The sequence below is a fragment of the Sphingorhabdus sp. genome (genome assembly GCF_040079335.1).
In the GTDB taxonomy this organism is placed as follows: domain Bacteria; phylum Pseudomonadota; class Alphaproteobacteria; order Sphingomonadales; family Sphingomonadaceae; genus Sphingorhabdus_B.
On record NZ_JBEBKL010000021.1, the window covers coordinates 25,971 to 43,911 of the forward strand.

General features: G+C 58.4%; 19 protein-coding genes and 1 rRNA gene. 15 read left to right on the forward strand and 5 right to left on the reverse strand.

What is annotated here, in order from left to right:
• Positions 1 to 7: 7 nt before the first annotated feature.
• From ABL922_RS07675 to ABL922_RS07695, 5 genes are all read left to right on the forward strand, one after another.
• Entirely contained in the window at positions 8 to 1,189 is a 1,182-nt protein-coding gene (locus tag ABL922_RS07675) for a GGDEF domain-containing protein (protein WP_349023623.1), read from the forward strand.
• Positions 1,190 to 1,272: 83 nt separating this feature from the next.
• Entirely contained in the window at positions 1,273 to 2,184 is a 912-nt protein-coding gene (locus ABL922_RS07680) for an SMP-30/gluconolactonase/LRE family protein (RefSeq protein WP_349023642.1), read from the forward strand.
• A gap of 10 nt (positions 2,185 to 2,194) precedes the next feature.
• Entirely contained in the window at positions 2,195 to 2,893 is a 699-nt protein-coding gene (locus tag ABL922_RS07685) for a VIT family protein (RefSeq protein WP_349023624.1), read from the forward strand.
• 3 nt (positions 2,894 to 2,896) lie between these two features.
• Entirely contained in the window at positions 2,897 to 3,997 is a 1,101-nt protein-coding gene (locus ABL922_RS07690) for a DUF2855 family protein (RefSeq protein WP_349023625.1), read from the forward strand.
• Positions 3,994 to 4,641: an HAD-IA family hydrolase gene (locus ABL922_RS07695; protein ID WP_349023626.1), complete on the forward strand. Its 648-nt coding sequence runs from the start codon at positions 3,994 to 3,996 to the stop codon at positions 4,639 to 4,641. Before ABL922_RS07690 ends, ABL922_RS07695 begins: the two co-directional genes overlap by 4 nt.
• Before the next feature lie 30 nt (positions 4,642 to 4,671).
• Here the strand turns inward: ABL922_RS07695 and ABL922_RS07700 are convergent, their stop codons facing one another.
• Together ABL922_RS07700 and ABL922_RS07705 are read right to left on the reverse strand one after the other, a co-directional pair.
• Entirely contained in the window at positions 4,672 to 5,775 is a 1,104-nt protein-coding gene (locus tag ABL922_RS07700) for a hypothetical protein (protein ID WP_349023627.1), read from the reverse strand.
• Between the two features lie 131 nt (positions 5,776 to 5,906).
• A complete protein-coding gene (locus ABL922_RS07705) occupies positions 5,907 to 6,914 on the reverse strand; it encodes a hypothetical protein (RefSeq protein WP_349023628.1) in 1,008 nt (335 codons plus the stop codon).
• 181 nt (positions 6,915 to 7,095) lie between these two features.
• On the opposite strand from ABL922_RS07705, the gene ABL922_RS07710 reads away from it, so the two are divergent.
• The 6 genes from ABL922_RS07710 (at position 7,096) to ABL922_RS07735 (ending at position 11,750) form a co-directional block, all read left to right on the forward strand.
• The gene (locus ABL922_RS07710) at positions 7,096 to 7,836 is read left to right on the forward strand and encodes a PAN domain-containing protein (protein ID WP_349023629.1); all 741 of its coding nucleotides are present in this window, start codon (positions 7,096 to 7,098) and stop codon (positions 7,834 to 7,836) included.
• A gap of 110 nt (positions 7,837 to 7,946) precedes the next feature.
• Positions 7,947 to 8,654, forward strand: coding sequence for a CoA transferase subunit A (locus tag ABL922_RS07715; RefSeq protein WP_349023630.1), 708 nt, complete (start codon positions 7,947 to 7,949; stop codon positions 8,652 to 8,654).
• Entirely contained in the window at positions 8,654 to 9,313 is a 660-nt protein-coding gene (locus ABL922_RS07720; protein WP_349023631.1) for a CoA transferase subunit B, read from the forward strand. Before ABL922_RS07715 ends, ABL922_RS07720 begins: the two co-directional genes overlap by 1 nt.
• Before the next feature lie 85 nt (positions 9,314 to 9,398).
• Positions 9,399 to 9,764: a hypothetical protein gene (locus ABL922_RS07725; protein ID WP_349023632.1), complete on the forward strand. Its 366-nt coding sequence runs from the start codon at positions 9,399 to 9,401 to the stop codon at positions 9,762 to 9,764.
• Between the two features lie 36 nt (positions 9,765 to 9,800).
• A complete protein-coding gene (locus ABL922_RS07730) occupies positions 9,801 to 11,060 on the forward strand; it encodes a serine hydrolase domain-containing protein (RefSeq protein ID WP_349023633.1) in 1,260 nt (419 codons plus the stop codon).
• 6 nt (positions 11,061 to 11,066) lie between these two features.
• Entirely contained in the window at positions 11,067 to 11,750 is a 684-nt protein-coding gene (locus ABL922_RS07735; protein WP_349023634.1) for a glutathione S-transferase family protein, read from the forward strand.
• A 164-nt stretch (positions 11,751 to 11,914) separates the two neighbouring features.
• On the opposite strand, the gene ABL922_RS07740 is transcribed toward ABL922_RS07735, so the two are convergent.
• Both ABL922_RS07740 and ABL922_RS07745 read right to left on the reverse strand, forming a co-directional pair.
• The gene (locus tag ABL922_RS07740; RefSeq protein ID WP_349023635.1) at positions 11,915 to 12,772 is read right to left on the reverse strand and encodes a hypothetical protein; all 858 of its coding nucleotides are present in this window, start codon (positions 12,770 to 12,772) and stop codon (positions 11,915 to 11,917) included.
• Positions 12,773 to 12,935: 163 nt separating this feature from the next.
• The gene (locus tag ABL922_RS07745) at positions 12,936 to 13,355 is read right to left on the reverse strand and encodes an EVE domain-containing protein (RefSeq protein ID WP_349023636.1); all 420 of its coding nucleotides are present in this window, start codon (positions 13,353 to 13,355) and stop codon (positions 12,936 to 12,938) included.
• Positions 13,356 to 13,417: 62 nt separating this feature from the next.
• On the opposite strand from ABL922_RS07745, the gene ABL922_RS07750 reads away from it, so the two are divergent.
• The 3 genes from ABL922_RS07750 to ABL922_RS07760 are packed head-to-tail and all read left to right on the forward strand — an operon-like array spanning position 13,418 to position 15,892.
• Positions 13,418 to 14,359 carry a 2-oxoglutarate and iron-dependent oxygenase domain-containing protein gene (locus ABL922_RS07750; protein WP_349023637.1) on the forward strand — a complete coding sequence of 314 codons (942 nt, stop codon included), beginning with the start codon at positions 13,418 to 13,420 and terminating at the stop codon, positions 14,357 to 14,359.
• A gap of 49 nt (positions 14,360 to 14,408) precedes the next feature.
• The gene (locus ABL922_RS07755; RefSeq protein ID WP_349023638.1) at positions 14,409 to 15,026 is read left to right on the forward strand and encodes a class I SAM-dependent methyltransferase; all 618 of its coding nucleotides are present in this window, start codon (positions 14,409 to 14,411) and stop codon (positions 15,024 to 15,026) included.
• Positions 15,023 to 15,892: a glycosyltransferase family A protein gene (locus ABL922_RS07760; RefSeq protein ID WP_349023639.1), complete on the forward strand. Its 870-nt coding sequence runs from the start codon at positions 15,023 to 15,025 to the stop codon at positions 15,890 to 15,892. The genes ABL922_RS07755 and ABL922_RS07760 overlap by 4 nt, the downstream gene beginning before the upstream one ends.
• On the opposite strand, the gene ABL922_RS07765 is transcribed toward ABL922_RS07760, so the two are convergent.
• Positions 15,889 to 17,403, reverse strand: coding sequence for a lipopolysaccharide biosynthesis protein (locus tag ABL922_RS07765; protein ID WP_349023640.1), 1,515 nt, complete (start codon positions 17,401 to 17,403; stop codon positions 15,889 to 15,891). The two genes, ABL922_RS07760 and ABL922_RS07765, sit on opposite strands and share 4 nt — an antisense overlap.
• 445 nt (positions 17,404 to 17,848) lie before the next feature.
• Between ABL922_RS07765 and ABL922_RS07770 the strand changes: the two genes are divergently transcribed.
• Positions 17,849 to 17,941 (forward strand): 16S ribosomal RNA (locus tag ABL922_RS07770); the annotation flags it as partial.

A 17,941-nucleotide genomic window follows, 5' to 3' on the forward strand; every position in this document is an offset into this window, starting at 1 on the left:
CGGTTTAATGGGCAAACCATATTTGATAGCCAAGATTCGATTCCAGGCCGCACGGCTCTGGCGTTGGTTTGCGCCATCGGTTCCGCGCTCAATTCTCGCGCCGCTGCATGCCGCGCAGCTTGATAATGTCCGCACCCAGGTGCCAATGCTGCTCGCGGTAGCTGCGCTCAACACCTGCATCGTTATGGCGGTATGCTGGAGCAATGGCCTGCCGTTTAGCAATTATGCCTGGATGTCCGGCCTCATTCTCTATTGTTGCGCACGAATGACCGTGTGGAAACGGTTGCTGCAAAAGCCGATCCCGCTGGCAAAGGTGCCGATCATTATCAAGGCGAATGTCGGGCTGTCGGTCGGCATGATGGGATTTCTGGGCATCACAGCCTCGATCACCTATATCGCCGGAACTTTCGCCTACGACACGCTAATACCGGTCTCGCTGGCCTTTGGCGCGACCGCGATTGCCCATTGCCTCTATACGCTTCGGCCTGCGGCGATCGGCGTCCTCGTCATTGGCATCACGCCGGTGGCGCTGTCGATGATCTTTGCAGGTGACTTCAACGCCAAAATGCTGGGTATTTCGATGCTGAGCGTAGAGGCGCTGATGATCCGCTTTGTCGCCGCGCAATATGACCGGTTGATCGAAGGGTTGTTCCTCGAACAGCAGATCCGTGAACTGGCCGACACTGACCCGCTGACCAGTCTTCCCAACCGCCGTGCCATCATGGCGTCAATCGAGGCGGAGCTCGAATGCGAGAGCGAACAGAAGCCGAGTTTCGGTATCGCGCTGCTCGATCTTGATGGCTTCAAGCAAGTGAATGACAGCCTCGGCCATCATGCCGGTGATCTGATGCTGCTCGGTGTCGGCGGGCGTCTCGCCGATGCAGCCGAAAAAGATGACAGTGTGGGTAGGCTGGGCGGAGACGAGTTCATCGTACTTTTCCGCAATGTGGAGAACAAAGCCGAATTGTCTGCCCGCACCACAGCGATGCTGGCGGCTTTGTGCCGCCCCATCGATCTTGACGGCAGTCGCCTTCCTGTTGCCGCGAGTCTCGGATATGCGCTTTATCCGGAGGATGGCCAAACGGTTCGCGAAGTCATGCACGTTGCCGATGCCGCACTCTATGCCGAAAAACGGGCAAGCAAGGCGCAGACGCAAACCGTAGCGTCAAGCAGACAAAGCGCCGCCTGAGCCACAGAATCGGGCTTCCCAAATGCACTTCCTGCTGCCAGCTTGGGTGGCGAGAGAGCATGGGAGAGACGATTATGGCGGAAATGGTAACCATCACTGACGGGCTGCGCTTTCCCGAAGGGCCGGTTGTGATGCCCGATGGCAGCATCATCCTGACCGAAATCGAGCAGGGTAAAATCACGCGGGTCAAGCCCGATGGAAGCAAGGAAACCGTGGCCACCACAGGCGGGGGCCCCAATGGCCTCGCACTCGGCCCCGATGGCAAGCTCTATTGCTGCAACAATGGCGGCTTCGAATATGCCGAAGCCAATGGCTATCTGGCCCCGCATGGCATTGCCAATGACTACTCAGGCGGGCGGATCGAGCGGATCGACATCGCCACTGGCGCAGTCGAAATTCTCTACAAGTCGGGCGATCATGGCTGTGTGCTGCGCGGGCCAAATGACATCGTTTTTGACGAACATGGCGGCTTCTGGTTCACCGACCACGGCAAAGTCGACTATGCCAAAAGGTGCCATGACATTGTCGGCATCTTTTATGCAAAAACCGATGGCAGCCATCTGGAGGAAGTCATCTTCCCGTCGAACAACCCCAATGGCGTCGGTCTCGCACCCGATGGCAGCGCGCTGTATGCGGCGGAAACATACACATGCCGTTTGATGAAGTTCAACATCACCGCCCCCGGCAAAGTCGCGCCCGATGCCGGCCCGGGAGGCCCCGGCATCCCGATTTACCGACCCGCAGGCTATAAATTCTTTGACAGCCTTGCGATGGAAGCGAATGGCAATATCTGCGTCGCGACCATCGGCGAATGCGGGGTCAGCGTGATCTCCCCCGAAGGGGAGCTGGTCGAATTTGTCGCGACCGACGATATCTTCACCACCAACATTGCCTTTGGCGGCGAGGATATGAAGGACGCCTATATTACGCTGTCCGGCAGCGGGCGGCTGGTGAAGACGCGCTGGAACCGGCCGGGCCTCAAGCTGAACTATTGAAGGAAAGCCCATGTCGCGCCTGCATATTGAAGCCCATGTCATCGACCGGATCGGTTGGCTGCGCGCCTCGATATTGGGTGCGAATGACGGGATAGTCTCGACCGCCAGCTTGATTGCCGGGGTCGCGGCGGCGGGGGCTGCGCAATCAAGCATATTGGTCACCGGCATCGCGGGGCTGGTCGCGGGTGCGATGTCGATGGCCGCAGGCGAATATGTTTCGGTCAGTTCGCAAGGCGATGCCGAAAAGGCCGATATTGCGCGCGAGACCAAGGAGCTGGAGACCCAGCCCGAATTCGAACGCGAAGAGCTGATCGGCATTTATGAAAAGCGCGGTCTAGATCGCGATCTCGCGGAAAAGGTTGCCGACAAGCTGATGGCAGGCAATGCGCTCGAAGCGCATTTGCGCGACGAACTGGGGTTGACCAGTGAGATGTCGGCGCGACCAATACAGGCGGCGCTCGCTTCGGCTACGGCATTTGCAGCCGGGGCCGCACTGCCACTGGCACTGGTGCCCCTGTTCCCTGGCCCTTCGCTCACATGGATTGTTTCGGGCGCGTCGCTGCTCTTCCTTGCCATATTGGGCGTAGTCGGCGCAAAAGCGGGTGGCGCGCCGATTGGCAAGGGCGTGCTTCGGGTGACTTTCTGGGGCGCCGTAGCGATGGCAGCGACAGCGGCAATCGGCTCGCTGTTCGGCACAACGGTAGGATAGATTATGAGCAATGCAGCATGGGCGATCGATATCGATCGCGACGACGTCAGCAAGACCGAAGTCGTAACTGCCGATACTGCAGTCGGCCCCGGCGAGATATTGGTGCATGTTGATAGCTATGCGATGACAGCGAATAACGTCACCTATGCAGTGTTCGGTAAGCCCGCTGGCTTGTTTGGCAATGAGCAGGGTTATTGGGATTTCTTCGCCGAACGCGGCGTTCCGGGGCGGCTGCCTGTCTGGGGCTTTGCGACAGTGCTGGTCAGCGACATTGAAGGCGTAGCTCCCGGCGATCGCTATTATGGCTATTATCCGATGGCGAGCCATGCGGTGCTGATGCCGGGCCACATCGGCGCAGGTAGTTTCGTCGATATAACGCCGCGCCGCTCCACCCTGCCGCCAATCTATAACCAGTATCAGCGGATCGAAGCGATCCCCGACTACAAGCCCGAACATCATGATTATTGGCCGGTCTTCCGCCCGTTGTTCCTGACCGGCTGGCTTATTGCCGACCAGTTTGAAGATGAAGGCGACTATGGGGCCAAGCAGTTGCTGATCGCCAGCGCGTCGAGTAAAACCGCGATCGGTCTGGCCCATGCGATGAAACAGCGCAGCGAACGCCCGCGCACCATCGGCCTAACCAGCAAGGGCAACGCAGTCGGGCTGGCCGCGCTTGGTATCTACGATCAGGTGGTCGCCTATGACGACATCGCTACCCTCGATGCATCGGTGCCGTCGGCTTTGGTCGATATGGCAGGCAGCGGCGATGTAACGCGTGCTGTCCACAACCATTTCGCCGATGCCCTCAAATATTCGATGATCGTCGGCAAATCGCATTGGGATGCAGCCCCCGAAATGGGGGAATTGCCGGGGCCAGCACGCGAAGGCTTTTTCGCCCCCGGCCGCAGCCAGAAACGCATCGCTGACTGGGGTGCGCGCGGCTTTGGCGAACGGATCGGTGCGGCATGGCTGGGGTTCATGGAAGTCGCCCCCTCCATCGCCACTATCGACAAACGCAGCGGCAGCGAGGGGGCCCTCGATGCCTATTATGAAGTATTGAGCGGCGCTGCCGACCCCAAGACAGGAATCATCGTTACCCCATGAAATTTTCCCATGTGATTTTCGATTTCGGTGGGGTGATTACCTCGTCTCCTTTTGAAGCATTCAACCGGCTGGAGGCTCAGCGGGGCCTACCGCAGGATTTCGTCCGCAGCGTCAATGCGATCAACCGGGATGACAATGCCTGGGCCAAGTTCGAACGGGCGGAAATCAATGCAGACGGCTTCGATTCGCTGTTTGCGGCAGAGGCAGAGGCGATGGGCCATGCGCTCGATGGGGCATCGGTAATTGCGTGCCTCGCAGGCGATGTACGACCCTATATGGTGAACGCGCTCGACCGGTTGAAGGTGGAAGGTTTTGGCATCGGCTGCATTACCAACAATGTGAAGGCCGGTCGCGGTGCCGCGATGGCGCGCAGCGAAGACAAGGCGTTGCAGGTTGAAGCCATCATGGCGCGCTTCGACCATGTGATCGAAAGTTCGAAGGCAGGGGTGCGCAAGCCGGACCAGCGGATTTACCAGATGATGTGCGAGGCTTTGTCAGTCTCGCCCGGTACCTGCATCTATCTCGACGATCTGGGCATCAACTGCAAGCCTGCTGCCACCTTAGGCATGCATGCCATAAAGGTAACCAGTGGCGAACAGGCGCTCGCCGATCTGGAGTCGGCGGTAGGTTTGGCGCTCCGCTGAAAGCGCAGCGAGAGCCGAAATCCCAGCCTATTAGCGGGGCTTCGGATTGGCTCGCCGGACACCATCACCTTCGCCAGCACGCGGGCCTAAAAGGGGCGGGAGTTGCTCGGGATGCAGTCTCGCACCGCATTTGCTGAGCAGAGCTCCGATAGGTTCGCTCTGACTGCCATCGGAAAAATCGAGATAGGCGATCCAGAACGCCGAATTGCAAAACCTTCCCGACATGGTCAGGTTCATGATCGAACTGCCCGGCCGGGGATCTCCGGCAAAAGGCAGGCCTTGCGCATAAGTATCGGGGGTGAAACGACCAGTTAATATCAAGGTCCGCCTTTCCGGATCGGGCTGTATATCGCTCAGATCGAATCCACGTAGCGCGAGACGCATTGGTCGTTTGCCTTCAGGATTGGGCATGTCGATCTGGAATTTATCGCCCGCCAACGCGTCAAGCGTGCACGGCCGGATGACGTAGCGCGAAGTTGTTGGAATATCGCGTCCATCAGCACGTATCACCATCCCTCTCGTTTCACTGCAATTACGGCGGTCTGGAAGCCAACTGTCAGGCGAACCGGCAGAAGCGGGGTTGGGGACGATTGGCGCAGTAGGTACGGCCAAGGTTGGCTGCATCGCTGCCGTGATTCCGGAACGGCTGCCCGAAAAGCTCTCTATCGGTCCTGTGCGGGTGCGGCCATCGGGATACCGGCACTGCCATTGGCGGGTTCCGGTGAAGCTGTTTTCCGCAGCATTGAATGTGACGTCGAAAATCCCGTAATCATAGCTGTCATCAGCAGCGGTATACAGTGTTGGCCGAGAACCAAGGCACATGCTGCCATGCGGCTTGTGGTCACGGCTGGTCATGACCCAATAATTGCCTTTCCAGCGCAAATTTCGAAACTCGCCCTCCATCACCACAGCGGCGCGTGGCGCTATGTCGACACGTGGGCCTGCGCCGTTGCGCCAGTTCTCGCGCGGATAGGACGGTGAATCGGGAACATAAATGCGCAGATCACCCGTGTCGGTAACCCAGTTTGAATCGCGTCCCACTTGGGCTCTTGCGGCTGACGGCGGGAACAGAGCGGTTGCGAGACCTGCGGTGGCAAAAAGCACCAGATAAAGAATCGTCCGGTACATCGTCATCGCGCATCCTCCTGAGCATCACTTCTAACTTAGGTTACATGGCTACCCGGAAGGAGGGTGACGAACCATCCCATGAACTGGGGATGATGGGCGGCCCGCGATAAGCTTGACGCTTGGTTGACTGATCGATGTCACATCTTCGGCGTGATTTCGCCGACCCTGCGGAAATCCTCGATACTGCCGGGCCCGCATTCCATATAGACTACGCCATTGCCTGCATGGATCGCGCCGGTGCCGTCGCGGACAGAGATCGCCCAGAAATCATGGCGGCAGACTGATCCGGGCGGGATGACCTCGGTTGTGTCACCGCTGCGCCAAAACTTCAGTCCGCGGACTTCCTGGAACACTTCTCTTTCAGTCGGATGGCGGGGCAAAATCGTGTTGCTTGAAATCGCGCGCGCCACGGCTTCGCGGTCATCAGACAGCGGTGTGAAAATCACCCGGTCGACTGCTTTGGGCATGTCTTTCAGTAACCGCATGCGGAGCGGACGCAATATGGGCAGTGTGCAGGGCTCAATCGCAGCGACCGCATTGCGCGACACGGCGTTGCACGGGCCGTCATAGGGGAAGGAAGGCACCGGAACGGTGCGGCTGCCGGGCGCCACGCTATATTCGGTTGGCACCCAGTGGCCCGTGAACTCGGCCGCCCCGTCATTGGCCAGATCGGGATAGGCGGCTTCGCGGCAGTAGACAACGTCGCCCCGAAAGGTTTTGCCCTCGCTGGTAAAACCGATGCGGATGCTACCCCAATGATAGCTGTCTGGTGGTGTAATCGTGTGGGGAACGCGGGTCATCCGCGTGCTGCATTTTTGCGCGCGGTTGAGCGTGCGCGGCACATTTCCGTTGCGATCCTGCACCGCGACCCAGCGGCCAACAAATACCCAAGATGCCGGGGTTGATCCTTCAACCCGTTCGAAATAGCCCCAGATGATATGTCCGTCGCCAAAGGTGAATTGGCCGTTCAGTCCGGACCGGCTGCGATCGCCCCGTTCATAGGAAAAGGTGGCGGGCCCCCAGCTGGTGTCGTAGCTGCCACGCTCGGGCGCGAACCTGCCAGGGATGGGATCTGCCCAAAGCGCGGCTGCAACCCCTGCCGTCGCAAGCAGCAGCAGATAGAGGATAGTCCGGTAAACGGTCATAAAGGAGCCTCCTGCACAGCGCGCCACGTCTAACTTCGGTTTCACAATCTATCCGCATGGGGTGCAGCCGACCATCCCATGAACTGGGGATAGTGACCGGCCATGCGCGGCGATAATTATAGCGCTTGGGCAATCCCGGATTTTGGCCGGGAGTGGTGCTGATGCAACGAGGAGACAGGTCATGTTGTCGAGAATGGGAATAGCTGGAAGCCTGTTGCTTCTGATAATCGGGGCTTTCGCCTGGTCTGCCACAGGTAAGGATGAGGCCCCCGAATTTGCGACCGCCCCGTGCACCGACAGCGAAGGTGCCAGCACCGGATTCTTCTGTCAGCCGCTGTCCGCCAAAGGCAAGCTCGTCAAAGCGTGCGACGATAAGAAGCCCAAGGATCTGGCCACATGCCAATCACAGGGCGCGCGCGCCTATTGCAGCAGGCGGGGCTATTCGCAGGTGTTGTCTTATGCCGCCGACGCAAAGGGCAATCTTGCCGAACTGGTGTGTTCGCGCCAGACGGTGACTTCGGTCGCGGCCGCCGCACCCGTTGAGGAATGGCAGCCGATGCACAATGTCAACATCATGGGCTATGACCACCGCGAATTTGCCGTCGCCAACGCCAATGACTGGCAAAGCTGCAAGCGTGGCTGCGATGCCGATGGCAGCTGTCAGGCCTGGACTTTGGTGCCCGAACGCAAAATGTGCTATCTTAAATGGGATGGCCGGGCCGAGCTGCTGCAATCGAACAATTGCTGCATCACCGGCGTGAAAGGCATGGCCAGCGCCGGACCGGTCGCCAGCCAGAAGAAAGTCCGCACCCCCGAAGAACTGCGCCGTCTGGGCCAGCGCACAATGGGCGCAGCCGAAGATGAAGTCGGCCGCCGCGCCGAAGATGCGGTGCGTCGCGGTATCGGCGACATCATCAACTGAAGACAAGCATCTGACGCTAGGGTTTTGGGGCGCCAGTCCCTTGCACAATGCCGACCGAACGGTTAGGTGGCTGGGTCTCTCCCAACCCCAACCGTAAGGTCGGTAATCCCATGAAAAAACTCTACTCTGATGCAAAGGCCGCACTCGATGGTCTGTTGCGCAATGATATGCTTATCGCCAGTGGAGGTTTCGGCCTGTGCGGCATTCCTGAACGCTTCCTAGAAGCAATCATGGACAGCGGCGTCACCGGCCTGACCTTCGCCTCGAACAATGCCGGTATCGACAATGAAGGCATTGGCAAGCTGCTGCGCACCAAGCAGGTCAAGAAGATGATCGCTTCTTATGTTGGCGAGAATAAGGAGTTTGAGCGCCAGTTCCTGTCGGGTGAGCTTGAGGTTGAATTCAGCCCGCAAGGCACGCTTGCCGAGCGTATGCGCGCAGGCGGTGCGGGCATTCCCGGTTTCTATACCAAGACCGGCGTTGGCACACAGGTGGCCGAAGGCAAGGAAGTGAAGGTGTTTGACGGCGAGGAATATATCCTTGAACGCGGCATCTTTGCCGATCTGAGCCTGGTCAAGGCTTGGAAAGCGGACGAAAGCGGCAATGTCGTGTTCCGCAAGACCGCGCGCAATTTCAACGTACCCGCCGCCACCTGCGGCAAGGTCTGTGTCGTTGAGGTTGAAGAAGTGGTGCCGGTGGGCAGCCTTGATCCCGATGCGATCCATTTGCCCGGCGTCTATGTGCAGCGGATGATCATCGGCAGCCCCTATGACAAGAAGATCGAGTTCCGCACAGTTCGCGAAAGGGAGGCCGCATAATGACAACCCATGATGGCCTCACCAAAGGATGGACCCGCGACCAGATGGCGGCGCGTGCGGCGAAGGAACTGCAGGATGGTTATTATGTGAACCTTGGCATCGGCATCCCGACGCTGGTCGCGAACCACATCCCCGACGGGATGGACGTGACGCTGCAGTCCGAAAACGGCATGCTCGGCATCGGACCTTTCCCTTATTCGGGCGAAGAAGATGCCGACCTGATCAATGCAGGCAAGCAGACGATCAGCGAGCTTCCGCAGTCGGCCTATTTTGACAGCGCCCAGTCCTTTGCGATGATCCGCGGCGGACATATTGACCTGACCGTACTCGGCGCGATGGAAGTCGCCGAAAATGGCGATATCGCGAACTGGATGGTTCCCGGCAAGATGATCAAGGGCATGGGTGGTGCGATGGATCTGGTCGCGGGCGTCAAGAAGATCATCGTGGTGATGGAACATGTGGCCAAGGACGGCAGTCCGAAGCTCATCCCTGCCTGCACATTGCCGCTGACCGGCAGAAACGTCGTTGATATGGTCATCACCGACCTGGCGGTGTTCCAGCGACCGGACCACGCTTCACCCTTCCGGCTGATCGAACTCGCCCCCGGCGTGACGGTGGACGAGGTCGCGGAGAAGACGACGGCGCATTATCTTGCGTAAGTTCCCGTCGAATCCGGGAAGCCAATGGCTCGTTGTTAGCGGCTGGATGTCGGTTGCCGCTTCGTTGCTGCATATAGGGTGCATCTTGGGCGGTCCTGATTGGTATCGTTTCTTCGGTGCTGGTGAAGACATGGCGAGGGCAGCTGAGCAGGGTCGTTGGATACCTGCTATTCTCACATCGATTATCGCCGCCATTCTTGCTGGTTGGGCGGCCTTTGCCTTTGCGGCGGCAGGCAAAATAGTGCGACTGCCTCTCATCCGGACAGCGCTGGTGCTGATAAGTGCGGTGTTATTGCTGCGGAGCCTGGCGGTATTCAGCCCTTCATTCTGGGCGCCGGAGCATTCGATGGCGTTCCGTATCTGGTCATCGGCGATCGTATTCGTTCTCGGCGCCTGTTTTGCGCTGGGCACGTGGCGTGCATGGCCAACATTATCGGTGAAGGCGGCATAGTGGCGGCTTTCATCAGAATGGCAGCATGATTGCAGAATGATAAAACGGGCCGTCGTCCTATTTGCTGTTTTCGCCGTACTTGGGCTGGCTGGATGGTTTGGTTCCAAAAGCCTTGATGGCAACACGCCTTTGGCCGAGGCACAAATCATTTCCCGCCTGACTGCGGAGAATCTGCCCGACACGCCCGACGAGTGGGAGGGGCGGATCGACTATCCTGCACTTGAGCAGCAATTGTCCGAGCTATCGCTTCGCCCCGAAATGGCAGGGCTGGCGGTTGCTGTCGTCGAAGATGGCAGGCTCAGTTTCGTGCGCACCTATGGTGTGACTGACGGGTCAACCGGTGCGCAGGTAACGCCGCAGACGGTGTTCCGCTGGGCCTCGGTTTCGAAAACGGCAACCGGCATGCTGGCAGCGTCGCTAGCCAATGAAGGGCAGATCGATCTTGATCGCCCGATTTCCGACTGGCGCACGTCGCTGCGCTTGCCCGGCGGGGCGGAATCCTATGTGACTTTCGGCCAGCTCTTGTCACAGCGTACCGGTCTCACCAAAAACGCCTTTGACGAGCGGCTGGAGGACGGTCAGAATCCCGGCCGGATTCGGGCTGATCTTGTCGCGGCGCCTCTGCAATGTCAGCCCGGCACCTGTCACACTTATCAGAATATTGCCTTCGACGCCGCCAGCGAGATATTGGGGCAGGCCGCCAACCGGCCCTTTGCCGACGCAGTTGTCGACCGCTTCTTTCGCCCGCTAGGGATGCGCAGCGCTGGATATGGTATGAAAGGACTGACTGGTTCTAATGACTGGGCGCGGCCTCATCATAATCAGCAAGTCCGCGCGGTGAAGGAGGCCTATTGGCGCGTCCCCGCTGCGGCCGGTATCGACAGCAATATCGTCGATTTCGCCAAATGGATGCAAGCGATGATGGGGGAAAAGCCGGACGTGCTGCCGCTCTCGGTGCTCCAGATCGCACAGGCTCCACGCATTGCCACGCCACGCTTGTACAGTGGTGATCTAGCCAGAGCGCTTTCGGATGCAGGATACGGCCTAGGCTGGCGCAGCGTGATTTATGACGGACATGTGCTTGCCGGACATTCAGGCGCAGTTGCGGGTTATCGCGCCACGATGATATTCGAACCCGCGACGCGTACCGGTGTCGTCGCGATGTGGAACAGCAATTGGGGCATCCCCTTCCGCATCCCGTTTGCGGTGATCGACAGCTATCATAATAAACAGGACTCGCTCTGGCTCGATCTGAGCGAACTTCCGCCCGTCAAAGGCGATGAACCAGAGAGGTAAGATGCCATGACCTACACCCTGATCACCGCCAACAGGAACTATTCGAGCTGGAGCTTGCGCCCGTGGATGCTGATGAAGGGGCTGGGGTTGGCATTTGAGGACCAGCTGAAACCCTTCGCCAAGCCGAGCAATTATGAGGAATTCCGGGCCTTTTCACCGACGGGGCAGGTGCCGGTTCTGCTGCATGAAGGTCGCACCATCTACGATTCGATGGGCATCGCGCTCTATCTGGCCGACCGCCATAAAGGCGTCTGGCCGAACGATCCCGACGCGCGGGCATGGGCACAATGCGCAGCGTCCGAAATGCACAGCGGCTTTTCCGCACTCCGCAATGATTGCACGATGAACGTTGGCGTGCGGGTTAGCCCCAAGCCCATGTCCGGCGCCTTGAAAGCCAATGTCGCCCGTATCCGCGAATTGTTCGAAGAGGGGCTCTCGCGTTTCGGGGGGCCCTATCTCGCAGGTGCGGAGTTTAGCGCGGTCGATGCCTTCTTTGCTCCTGTCGCGTGGCGGGTGCGGACCTATGGGTTGGACGTCGGCAAAGGTCAGGCCTGGGTTGACCACATAATCGCCCACCCTGCGATGCAAGAATGGGAAGCCGCCGCGCTCAAGGAAGAATGGCGCGAGGTCGGCCATGAGGAGGAATTGCGCGCCTGTGGTGAGGTGATCGCGGATTATCGGGTGGGGTGAAACGTCCGCTTGAAATGTAGGACTTCCTTTGCCACCGTTCTCGCATCCGCTCTTTGACAGTGTGTATCCATCCAGCTAAAAATTTCGGGAAGCAGGCGGGTCAACGTGTAGGAAATATTCTTGCGTGCAGCGGCCCGCGACATTTGGTGTTGGTGTCAACTTTGTCAGCTTTGTGTTGCTCTTACCGCCGCAGCAAACAGCGCACCGTCATCCTTGGCAAAATGCAGGAACAGGCTGGGCTCGATCAGTTCGAGCTCCATCAGGCGAAAATTGCGTTCGCCATCGCGGACCATATCGACGCGGGCGTAGGTCAGCGGGCCGCAATCGAGCAGCTGGTCGGTGGCCGCCAGCGCGCTTTCGGCCAGCACCTTGGCATCATCGGGCGCGTCGATGCCGCGTTCGACGCCGCCAAATTGTTCTTGAACACGAAAATCGCCCTCGGCCGGATGCTTGCTGATCGCGTGGCTGTAGGTGCCGCCAAAATAGAAGAGCGAATATTCGCCGTCTTCGGAAATCGCGGGCAGGAAGGGCTGTACGAGCATCCGCTGGCCGATGGCTTCGGCAGGCAGCGGATCGGACGGGCCGATCAGATAGGTGCCGTCTGCCCCGCCTGAGATGGGCGGTTTGACCACAAGCCGCTGGCTTTCAAGGATTTCGCGCGCCGATGCCAGTGCAGCGTCGCTCATCGATTCGCGGATCAGTGTCGGCACCGTCGCGACGCCCGCTGCTGACAGTTCAGCCAGATAGGCTTTGTCGCTGTTCCAGCGCAGCACCTTAGCCGGATTTGCCAGCGGCAGAGCTTCAGCCTCCAACCAGTCAATCAGTGCGAACCAGCTGGGCACATCGCGTTGGTAACCCCATGTCAGCAGCGGCAGGATAAGATCGAAGCCTGAAAGGTCGCAGGGTTCGGTCCAGGGGCGGAAAGCCAGATCTGGTCCGAGCAGCCGCTGATAATGCGCCTTTGGCAGCGACCAGTTTTCCCAGTAGTCGGGTGCGGGAACTAGGATGCAAAGCTTGGACATGTCGCTTGTGATTTTTCCTCAGAAGGAAGAAGGGAATAAGGAATAAGGGCGTCAGCCCCTCAATAGCGACAGTCAGTTGGGATCTCAATTTTAGACGCGTTGCGCACGGGGTTTGAGCGAAACAAGATTCTTCTTCCTTATTTCCTTCTTCCTTCTGAAGGAATCAAACCTTCTCCCCAGCCATCCGCAAAATCTCCGCCCATTCCTCCGATCGAACCTTGCCGACCGACAGGCGCGACAGGCGGACGAGGTCCATTTCGGCGAGTTTGGGGTTGGCTTTCACGGCCTTGAGCGGCACCGGAGCCTTCAGCTTGCGCACCGGCTTTACCTTCACCGCCACGAATTTGCCCTTTTCGTCTGTCGGGTCGATAAAGGCGGTCTTGCTGATCTTCAGGATGCCGACCACTTCAACGCCGATATTGCTGTGGTAGAAAAAGGCAAGGTCGCCTTTCTTCATCGTCTTCATGTTGAGAGCGGCCGCATGGTTGCGCACGCCGTCCCACATGCCCTCTTTTTCCGCAACCAGATCGTCCCAACCGTAAACATCGGGTTCCGACTTCATCAGCCAATATTGTTCGGACATTTTGTGCTCCTTTTGATGCGGGTCAATTTCTCTGGCGCACGCTTTGGTCAAGAGCTATTCGCATGGATATGAGTCAAATGCCCGATATTTCGCTGGCCAGCAGCGACACACACGCCATTTCGCAAGCGCTTGGCGACAGTTTCCGGACCTATGGTTTCGCGAAGGTCGTCGACCATGGAATCGACCCTCACCTCACCAAAGAGGCCTGGCGGCTCTCGAAAGAGCTGTTCGCCCGCTCGACCGAGGAGAAGCTGCGATGGTACGACAAGAACATCGCCGGACAGCGCGGCTATACGCCGTTTAAGACCGAGATCGCCAAAGGCGCCGACCATCATGATCTGAAGGAATTCTGGCATGTCGGGCGAACCTTGCCCGCCGGCCATCCGCTTGACGGCGAGATGCTCAAGAATATCTGGCCCGACACTGTTGACGGTTTCCGCGATATCTACGAACCGCTTTATGCCGAGTTCGACCGGGTAGGCGCGAAGATATTGTCCTATCTTGCCATCTATCTGGGCCTTGATGCCGAATGGTTTGCCGACAAGATCAATGTTGGCAATTCGATCCTGCGCTTGCTCCACTATCCCCCGATCGAAGGCGATACCGAAGGCTGTATCCGCGCTGGCGCACATGAGGATATCAACCTTATTACCCTGTTGCTCGGCGCCGAGGAATCGGGGCTGCAGATATTGCGGCCCGACGGTACATGGATGGATGTCTCACCGCCCGAAGGTGGGCTATCGCTGAATGTTGGCGATATGTTGCAGCGGCTGTGCAACCATTATCTGCCTTCGACCACGCACCGGGTGCGCAACCCGATGGGCGAACGGTCGAAATATAGCCGCTATTCGATGCCTTTCTTCCTGCATCTCAATTCGGACTATCCGATCGCGACGCTGCCGCAGTGCATCAGCGAGGAAAATCCGAACCGCTATCCCGAGCCGATCCTTGCCGACGATTATCTGCGCGAACGGCTTATCGAGATCGGGCTTTTGAAGGCGTGACAAGAATTTACGCGCTGTAAAGGGCCGGTCTGCTATCCCAAACCTGCGCTTGCGTGGCGTATTCGGGGTGGCGATGGACGACGGGCTTAAAAACTGGCTGGGGAAGGTTGCGGCTGCTGTCGGCTATGACAAGCAGCACATCACCCGCACGGTCGCCTATCGCGAGATCGACCGCTGGCTCGACGGCATCGGGGCAGATGATCTGAATGCGCTTGAAATCAGCGCGGGCTGGAAATGGCGAGAGCGCCAATGGGGCAGCTTCACCGAGATGAACTGGCCCGACCATGACATCTGCAACGTACAGCTCGACCGCCAGTTCGACATCATCATCGCCGACAATGTGTGGGAGCATCTGCTCTACCCCTATCGCGCCGCGCGCAATGTGCACGCGATGCTGAGGCCGGGTGGCTGGTTCATCAACATCACGCCCTTCTTGATCCGCTATCACCCCATCCCCACCGACTGCAGTCGCTGGACCGAATTGGGGATGAAGCATTTCCTCGAAGAAGCGGGCTTCAATCCCGAGCGCGTGGTGACCGGCAGTTGGGGTAATGCCGCGGCGGTCAAGGCCAATTTCCACCGATGGGCCAGAACCGGCTGGCAGCGCGACCTGCCCAATGACGAGCGGTTTCCGGTAACCGTTTGGGCGATGGCGCAGAAGTCATGACGTCGAAGCCATCGATATGTATCGCTGTGCTCGCGCATAATGAAGAAGCGCGGATTGCCGCTTGCCTGAACAGCCTGCCGCTGGACGAAAAGGATGTGGCGATCCATGTGATCGTCAATGGATCAACCGATGCGACAGCAGGTATTGCGGGTGGGGTTGCGGCGGCAGCGCGCAATGTCACGGTACATATATATAAAAAAGGCGGGAAGGCGCGGAGTTGGAACCGGTTCCTGTTCGATGAACTGGATGGCTTTCATGACACCCATATCTTCGTCGACGGCGATGCCGAAATTACGCCGGGGTCGATCGAGGCGTTGAGACAAGCCCTGCATGAAAAGCCACAGGCAAATGCCGCGTCCGGCCTGCCGATGAACGGGCGTAAAATGGCCTATTATCAGCAGGCGATGCGGCGCGAGCATGGGCTGTTCGGCGATCTCTATGCGGTGCGCGGTGATTTCCTGCAGCGGATGCAGGCTGGCGGCTTCCGCTTGCCCGACGATGTCATTGGCGACGACGGCCTGATCTGCGCAATGGCCAAGACCGACCTCGGCGATGAATCGCATTGGAACGATTATCGGGTTGCAGTTTGCGAAGGGGCGGGCTTCTTGTGCGCACCGGTCAGTGCGCTATCCCCCTTAAGCTGGCGCATGCAATATCGCCGGATGATCAACTATAGCGTCCGCCACTATCAGAATGCGATGATCAGCCGCATTATGCGCGATACAGGGGCAAAGGGGTTGCCGCGCTTGCTTTCCGACATCTACCGGCGCGAACTGCCTGGCATGCGACCTAGAGGGCGTCCTGAACTATTCTGGTTCGATCGACTGGCGTTGAAGCGGATGGCGCAGGCGGTCCAGCCGGTTTAGCCTGCCTCAGCCGCAGGCGTAGCCTTTCGGCGCACGACCAGATTGACGACCTCCATCGCAGTGGCTCGCGAACCAAACCATAAGAGTGCACCGTAAATCAGGGCCCCGACCCCTGCGAGCAGCAGCAGGTGGAGTATCGGCATCAGCTGTGGCCAGTTCACTTCAACCAGATAGCGGTCGAACAGCCAGACCGAAGCCGCCATCACCGCTGCTGCACACAGTCCCGGCATGATCGCGCCAAACAACTGGCTGATACGGAACCCGATATGCGGACGCGCCTGAAAGATGGTGAAGGCAAGCAAAAGCGGGAAGGAAACCAGCCAACCCCAGGCCAGCCCCATCGCACCAAAACGGATCGCGGCGAGATAGACCAGCGGCATGATGATCGCGCCGGCTATCGAGTTGCGCATCGTTATGCCGGGGAGCCCCATCGCGTTGATCGCGGGCTGGAACAGGAACTGCAAAGTGGCGACCGGCATTGCAAGCGCAAGTATCGCGACGATAGGTGTGGCCTCGGTCCATTTCTCGCCCATCAGCGTGGCGACAAAGGGGGCGGCAGTCACGGCCATGCCGAAATAGAGCGGGAAGGCGACCAGCATGATCAGGCGCACCGCTTTCAGGAAACTATAGGCCAACTTGCTCTGGTCATGCTGGATCCGCGCATAGGCCGGGAAGGCTACCTCGTTCAGCGGCGGGATGAATTTGGTGGCGAACAACTGGGTCAGGAACAGCGCCTCGGCATAAAGCCCCAGATCATGGGTATCGAAGTGGCGCCCTGCGATGAAGATATCCGACTGGCTCTGGATGATGAAAAAGCCGTGGCCAATCAGCAGTGCAGCGCCAAAGGTGAAGATGTGTCCTGCGCCACGGAAATCGAAACTCGGCAATACCCAGAAGCGCGTGGCAATCATCAGCATGATTGCGCGGCTCCAGAAGATCGAGATCGGCGCGAATACCAGCGTCCAAACACCCGCCCCATTTAAGGCCAGCGCCAACGCGACGCCTGCTCCAACCAGAGAGGTCAACAAATTGATGATTGCTGGTTTCCGGAATTCGAGTTCGCGCGTCATCAACGCTTCGGGCAGAATCAGGAAAGGCGTCGACAAATATATGAGCGACTGCCAGCGCAGCATCTCTGCCACCACCGGCTCCCTATAATAGGCAGCGGCCAGAGGAGCGGCGACAAAGAGTTGGATCAGGGCCAAACCTACATTCAGCAGAATCAACATGCCGAAAGCTTGCCTGATTCGGATCGGCTCAACCGATTCGGACTGGATCAGGGCGCTGACAAAGCCGTATCCGTTGAGGAAATTCAGGAAAACCAGCACGACGGAGGTCATCGCGAACAGGCCATAGTCGCTTGGATCAAGGATTCGGATGACCGCGAGAGTCGCCCCCCAACTGACGATTTGCGAGATGATTTGAGTGCCGGAACGCCAAAAAACCGCGCGTTTCACGCGGTTTCCAAAGTCGGCCCCTTCCGGAGGTGTTGTGCTGTTCGCATCGCTCATGAAGGCCCAACTATCGAAAATTGCTTACAAAATCTTGGTTTTCTGGGGTTCTGCAAAAATTTTGAAATAAAATTGCAAAAAGCCTGTTGACCGAATCGTAGGACCCCTTTAGAGGCCCCTTCACCGGACGGGAAGCACACGCTTCTGCGGTCTGGTCGCCAACATAACAGGACACTCCCTCCTCCGGTAGGAATATCGGGGATCGCTGAGTGTCCGGTTTTTTGTCGGTCGGCTCTTTGACATTGTGATGTTTGATGAAGGGACATGTGGGCGGCGGCCCCGGTTTCTGCGGCTTCAAGGCGCAGAGTATCGGGTTACCAAATACGCCGACTGCACATATGTCCTTTACGCATATCCATATATAGTAATTGACTATTGTGCAGCCCGGATCCTTGGATTTGGTCGTGCCAGTCGGTATTCCAACCGGTTGACATGATTATAAATCAAACTTGAGAGTTTGATCCTGGCTCAGAACGAACGCTGGCGGCATGCTTAACACATGCAAGTCGAACGAGACCTTCGGGTCTAGTGGCGCACG